This is a genomic window from Okeania sp. SIO2F4, from assembly GCF_010672385.1.
In the GTDB taxonomy this organism is placed as follows: domain Bacteria; phylum Cyanobacteriota; class Cyanobacteriia; order Cyanobacteriales; family Microcoleaceae; genus Trichodesmium.
The window spans coordinates 1-6178 of sequence record NZ_JAAHGT010000581.1; the positions used below are offsets into that span (position 1 = coordinate 1).

Sequence of the window (6178 nt, forward strand, 5' to 3'; positions counted from 1 at the left end):
TTAATATTCAGTTAATTCAAATAAAAAACTAACGAAAAATCTTAAAAAAAAACAATTATTAAAACCCCTTAAATAGAGTAGGTAAATAGACTGATTGAGAGATATGTTAGGATGGCAAGTATAGTTAAATCATCTAATCAAAGGAGATGTGATTGATTATGGGGAAGCCAAATATTAAGTCTAGGGGACTTTTAGCTTTAGTAATATCTCCAATTATTGTGACTTTTTCAGGTTGGCAATTGGCAAAAGCACAGTCAACCCCAGAATTGCTAATTAGTATAGAATTTCCTGATGGGGGACAAAGATCGCCTTCAGGTCGAACCAGTGGTGGAGGTACTCGTGGTGGTGGAGACTGCGCTACTGTTACAAGCAACTTGACAGCTCTAATGCCAGGAGATGATAATGCTGGAACAACAATTGCTAGTAATCCGAAATTTTTTGTGTATGTTCCTGAATACGAAGCAAAGTCAGCAGAATTTGAAATAGTTGATAAATCAGGTAAAAGTATATATTTCACGAATTTAGATATTTCTGACACTTCTGGTATTGTGAAACTGACTCTGCCAAAAAATGTCAATCTGAAAACAAACAAAGAATATACTTGGACATTTACCGTAGTTTGCGATCCTTGGGATCGGGGTGCTGACAAATCTGTTCAGGGAACTATCAAAAAAGTAGAAATAAGTTCAGATTTAGAAAATAGCTTAAAAAATGCTACTCCCCTTGAACAAGCAGAAATATACGCAAAAGCCAGAATTTGGAATGAGACAATAGCTACTTTAGCTGAGTTACGCAATTCTAACCCTACAGAGTGGGAAGAATTATTAACATCAGTAGGATTAAAAGAAATTGCTTCTGAGCCTTTTGCATCCTGTTGTCAAATAGAACTTGAATAACATAGAATTACCATTGTAATAGCTGCAACAAACTCCTAAATTGATTCGGAGCAGTCTAATTTTGACTCGATCGTAAAATTGGGATCGCCGAAAAATTCAGCTATAAAGCCTCTCTATTCATGGATCAAAAAGAAAAAATTCCTTTTAACCTAATCCTTCTATTACATGAAGAGGTAATAATTAATTATTAATTATTAATTATTAATTATTAATTATTGAACTGTTTGTTTTCTAAAAGTGGTTAATAACTAATGTTATGGAATAAATGCACTTATTTTTTTAGTCAATGGTATGGTGTTTGGATTACCGCACCCAGTATCACAGTTTTGGTAATCCTACTACGTTTTGTTGGTTTAATACAGTTTTGGGAGTGGCGCACTTATGATGCATATATGCGGATGCGACCCTTGGAAAATCCAGACAATAGAATTGCTATTGTAGGCATTAATGAAGACGACCTTAGAGCAATTGGGCAGTCAATTTTTCCTGATGCTGTTTATGCTAAATTGCTGAATAAATTGAAAGCAATGGAGCCAAAAGTTATTGGTTTAGATATTTATCGGGATGTACCTGTAGAACCTGGTTATCAGGAATTAGTGGAAGTTTTTGAGTCTACCCCCAATTTAGTTGGGATCAAAAAAGTAGTCGGGGATAGGCAAAGGGATGTGATAGAAGCACCACCTGCTTTGGAGAAGAATAATCAGGCAGGTGCAAATGATTTAAAAGTAGATCCAGATAAAAGAATTCGACGAGGTTATTTATTTGTCACGCTTCAAAATGGGGAAAATGTCTGGAGTTTTGCTTCTCATATTGCTTTGCGTTACTTGGAGAATTTTGATATTAGTATAGAGGAAATTGAAGGTGACAAATTTCAGTTAGGGAAGACTATAATAGCACCATTTGAAGCTAATGATGGTGGTTATGTACGCGCAGATGCAGGTGGTTATCAAATTTTTTTAAACTACCGGGGTCCTAGTCGCTACTTTGAGACTGTTTCCATGATGGATATTTTAGAAGACCGAGTACCTCCTGACTGGGGGCGCGATCGCATTATTTTGATTGGCAAGGTGGGTGAAAGTTCTAAGGATTTATTTTCTACTCCCTACAGTAGTAGCTTAATTAGAACTTTAGAACCTATGAGTGGGGTTGAAGTTCATGCTAATATCATCAGTCAATTGATTAGTTCTGCTCTTGATGGTCGTTCTTTAATTAAAATTTGGGCGGAACCATTTGAGTGGATGTGGATTTTATTTTGGTCTGGAATAGGAGCAGCGATAACTTGGAAATGGCGAACTACTGGTGGTGTTAGTTATTTTTCTATTTGGAAAGTAGTTGCTATTTTTGCTGCTGGTGGAGTTTTATTTACTAGCACTTATATTGCTTTTTTGTGGAACTGGTGGTTGCCTGTTGTTCCTCCATTTTTAGGGATGACAACATCAGCAGTTGCGATTACAGCTTATATTGCTCGTACTGCTCAGGATATTCGCAAAACTTTTGGTCGTTATTTAACTGATGAGGTAGTAGCTACTTTATTAGAAAGTCCGGAAGGATTAAAGTTAGGAGGAGAACATCGTGAAATCACAATTTTGACTTCCGATCTAAGAGGTTTTACTGCCACATCAGAACGTTTGCCACCAGAAGAAGTTGTGAAAATTCTGAACTTTTATTTGGGATATATGGCAGATGTAATTACTAAGTATCAGGGAACTATTGATGAGTTTATGGGGGATGGAATTTTGGTTTTATTTGGTGCTCCTATTACTAGAGAGGACGATCCAACAAGAGCTGTTGCTTGTGCGATTGATATGCAGTTAGCAATGGAACCTGTAAATAAACAGATGAAAGAGTGGGGTTTGCCACCTTTAGAAATGGGAATTGGGATTAATACAGGGGAAGTTGTTGTAGGTAATATTGGTTCTTTGAAACGGACAAAATATGGCATTGTTGGCAGTCAGGTAAATTTAACTTATCGAATTGAATCTTATACTACTGGAGGGCAAATTTTAATTTCTGGAACTACTTTAAAAGAGGTAGGATCGATAATTGAAATTAATGGTGAAAAAGAGGTAATGCCAAAAGGAGTTAAACAACCAATTACTATTTATGATGTTGGCGGTCTTGGTGGTAAATATAATTTAGTTTTAACAAAAGAAGAGGAAATTTATTTACCTCTAAAAGAAGCGATTTATTTACATTATGTAGTTTTAGATGGCAAAAATGTTGGTGATTGTTTAAATAATGGAAGTTTAGTAAAGTTGTCGGAAAAAGAGGCAGAAATTCAGGGGGAAAATTCAGGGGAAAATATTCCGCCAGCTTTGATTAATATTAAGCTTAATTTTTTATGGGAAGGTGAAGAAAGTGAAGATGTTTATGGTAAAGTTTTAGAGAAAAAAGCAGAAAATGGCAATTTTTATATTCGTTTTACGGCTAAACCGCCAGATGTTTCTGCTAAATTAGAATCTTTGTATAAATCGTTAAAAGAGGGAGTAGGGAGTAGGGAATAGGGAGTAGGGGGAAATAATTGATGATTTATGTGTGATAATTGATTGGATTTTTTATTATTGGAGATGTCTATTATATAGAATATATAATACTAAACTGACACAACTAAAATGGTGCGTTACGACAGATTATTAAATACCTTTTACAGCTTAAATTTGAGCCGTCTAACGCACTATAATGGACTGATAACTGTTAACTGATAACTGATAACTGAAATGACTATGGTGCATCCAAAAGAAATATACGATTTATTGTTAGACTATGGCAATACTAATACTCCTATAAAAGAAATATTCATCGGTTTAACCTGGACTCTGTGTGAAACTGAAAGTATTGGTTTATGTATGAGTCCAGGTACAGTTACGCGTACATTACCTTGGTCGGGAACTCTAGTAAATAAACCTGTAAAAGAGTTGGCATCCTGGTTGCGGTCTTGGAATAGCTTTGAGGCAACTGTGGGAATGGCAGCTATTAATGCTGAGATAAATGGGCGTTCCCAACTCCCGACTCAAGCGGAACCCTTATCTCCATACGGACCAGGAAATTTGGCAGTATTTGAATATTTTCTACCAATGATTCGGGGAAAAAAAGTTGTTATTATTGGTAGGTATCCTCGGTTGTCTCGTTATGAGAATGAGATGGATATGACTGTCATCGAACGGCAACCAGGAGCGGAGGATCTTCCCGACCAAGCATCAGAATATTTATTACCGGAGGCGGAATGGGTATTTTTGACAGCTACTTCTATTGCTAATAAAACTTTTCCTAGGTTAGTAGAATTGGCAAAAAATTCTCAGTTAGTTTTGATGGGTCCAACTATGCCTTGGTTAACAGAGTTAAAGGAATTTGGGATTGATTATTTGGCAGGAGTTACTGTTAGTAATGCTGAAGCTTTAAGACAAACTGTTGCTGAAGGTGGAGGGGTAAGAATTTTTGAAACAGGCGTGCAATATCAAGTGTTGAAGTTGTAGTAAGTTATGCCTGCTTTGTGATGGATAAATGGGGGATAAAAGCCTATTTTTCAATATGTTTACTCTGTCGAAATATCGATTTAATGCTAAATATATAACTTCTCTCTTTTCTCAAATTTTATGTCAAGAAAGATGTTTATAAAGCATATATTTTTCAGTATTTTACAGCAGTTTTTATGTCATTGAACCCTCACGGGGTGACAAGCTAGTTGAAAGCTATATATAGAAAGGGATTTGCCTTCGGAGACTGAAGAATATTTCAACAAAAAGAAAATGCTTATTGAGAATGGAAGGGGTGTAGTGCGTTCGATCTTCGAACGCACTACACCCCCTAAATAGGTTGAATCATTATTCAATCTGTAATGGAGAATAATATTATGAAAAAACTCACCTTTATTAATTGATTATTAATCAAAAATTACAGTTTAATTAACCACTGTCTTCATCGCTTTTATTCCCATGCGGTAATCTCAAAGTTTGTGAGGATTAAGTATCATTAAATTTGCTACTAATTCCCAGATAAAATCATCATTTATTGCAGAATAAATCCTAGATAATCCTACAGAAAAACTACTTTTTCTTCTTTTTTTTCTACTTTTTTCATGAGTTCTTGATCTATATTTTTGAACCCCTTTATTTTTAATTTTTTGTCCTTGAAAGGAACTAATTGTATATGAAATAGCTATTAATAAAATTAAATTATTCAATCTTGTTTCATTGGCCTTCGCTGATTCTAGATTGTAAGCACCAGTTTTATAGTCTTTAAACATTGCTTCAATTCCCATTCTCTGGCTATATATTTTTTTAATTTTTCCAGCAGATAATAAATTGGCGATCGGATACCATTTCTCTACAACAGATTTTTGACGATATTTCTGTTTTTTATACACAAGTAAATTATATGTTCCCTATTTCGTTTTGGTGATTTTTTGGTTCAATAACAGTTTAGTTTCACCGACATTTACTTTTAATTCTGAGAGTTGACAATATTTTTTACCTCGTTTAATCATCGTCGATTTTTTTTGTCTCAAAACAAGCAGGTACATCTTGCTTCTGATATTTTTTCAACCAGTGAGATCGAAAAATACTATGAAACTCTCTATCTGCTGTCAGAATGATTTTCTGGCCTTTTAATAATCTTATAACTGGACGAATTACTGCTTTTTGTTCGGCTAAATTACTAGCTCCTTTATGAGTTAAAATTTTCCAATGTATAGGTAAAGCCCTCTTTTTCCCAGCTAAACTAATCATTAATATATTAGTATTTTGCCACTGAGTTCTATCTAAAATTAATACTAATTCTGAGGGAAAGTCAAATAATTTTTTTACCATTATTTTGACTATAGGGAACCAGAATAAAGGCCAGCTTAATTCCTTGATGGTTAAAAATCTTTGTATATGTTTCCGTTTACTTTCTGATTGGATTGGCAGAGGAAATAAATTTGTTAATTTAGATATCTGTACAGTTTTATATACTGATATTAAGTATAATAATATTTGTAATGTTGCTACTTGAGATGGACTCAATTTTTGCTTAATATAGTCTTGATAAAAGCCTAATATATTCACCTTTTATTGATTTTTTTTGTAATTACTAACCTTTTTTGATCATATTTTTAACTATTTCCAAAACTTTTTAAATGAATAAATAATCAACTCAAACTGGGGGGTGTAGTGCGTTAGCTCTGCTAACGCACTACACCCTTTTCCCAGTCCAATAAGGGTTTTCTTTTAATTGAATTATTCCTCAGCTCCCGAACGCAAATCCCTATCTATACATAGCTTTCAACTAGCTTGTCACCCCGTGAG

5 protein-coding genes are annotated in these 6178 nt (G+C 34.4%); 3 read left to right on the top strand and 2 right to left on the bottom strand.

The window, feature by feature from the left end:
- The first annotated feature begins 158 nt into the window (after positions 1-158).
- From F6K22_RS27945 to F6K22_RS27955, 3 genes are all read left to right on the top strand, one after another.
- A complete protein-coding gene (locus F6K22_RS27945; protein ID WP_293105635.1) occupies positions 159-896 on the top strand; it encodes a DUF928 domain-containing protein in 738 nt (245 codons plus the stop codon).
- 251 nt (positions 897-1147) lie between these two features.
- On the top strand, positions 1148-3400 hold the full coding sequence (locus tag F6K22_RS27950; RefSeq protein WP_293105638.1) for a CHASE2 domain-containing protein: 2253 nt from the start codon (positions 1148-1150) through the stop codon (positions 3398-3400).
- A 213-nt stretch (positions 3401-3613) separates the two neighbouring features.
- Positions 3614-4369, top strand: a complete 756-nt coding sequence (locus F6K22_RS27955; protein ID WP_293105642.1) for a DUF364 domain-containing protein — start codon at positions 3614-3616, stop codon at positions 4367-4369.
- 470 nt (positions 4370-4839) lie between these two features.
- Here the strand turns inward: F6K22_RS27955 and F6K22_RS27960 are convergent, their stop codons facing one another.
- Complete coding sequence (locus F6K22_RS27960) at positions 4840-5259, bottom strand: transposase (RefSeq protein WP_293105645.1); 420 nt, start codon at positions 5257-5259, stop codon at positions 4840-4842.
- Positions 5260-5371: 112 nt separating this feature from the next.
- On the bottom strand, positions 5372-5938 hold the full coding sequence (locus tag F6K22_RS27965) for a hypothetical protein (protein ID WP_293105648.1): 567 nt from the start codon (positions 5936-5938) through the stop codon (positions 5372-5374).
- Positions 5939-6178: the final 240 nt, after the last annotated feature.

Coding starts and splice junctions, on each gene's coding strand:
- F6K22_RS27955 (WP_293105642.1), top strand. CDS start 3,614: ATGACTATGGTGCATCCAAAAGAAATATACGATTTATTGTTAGACTAT.
- F6K22_RS27945 (WP_293105635.1), top strand. CDS start 159: ATGGGGAAGCCAAATATTAAGTCTAGGGGACTTTTAGCTTTAGTAATA.
- F6K22_RS27950 (WP_293105638.1), top strand. CDS start 1,148: ATGTTATGGAATAAATGCACTTATTTTTTTAGTCAATGGTATGGTGTT.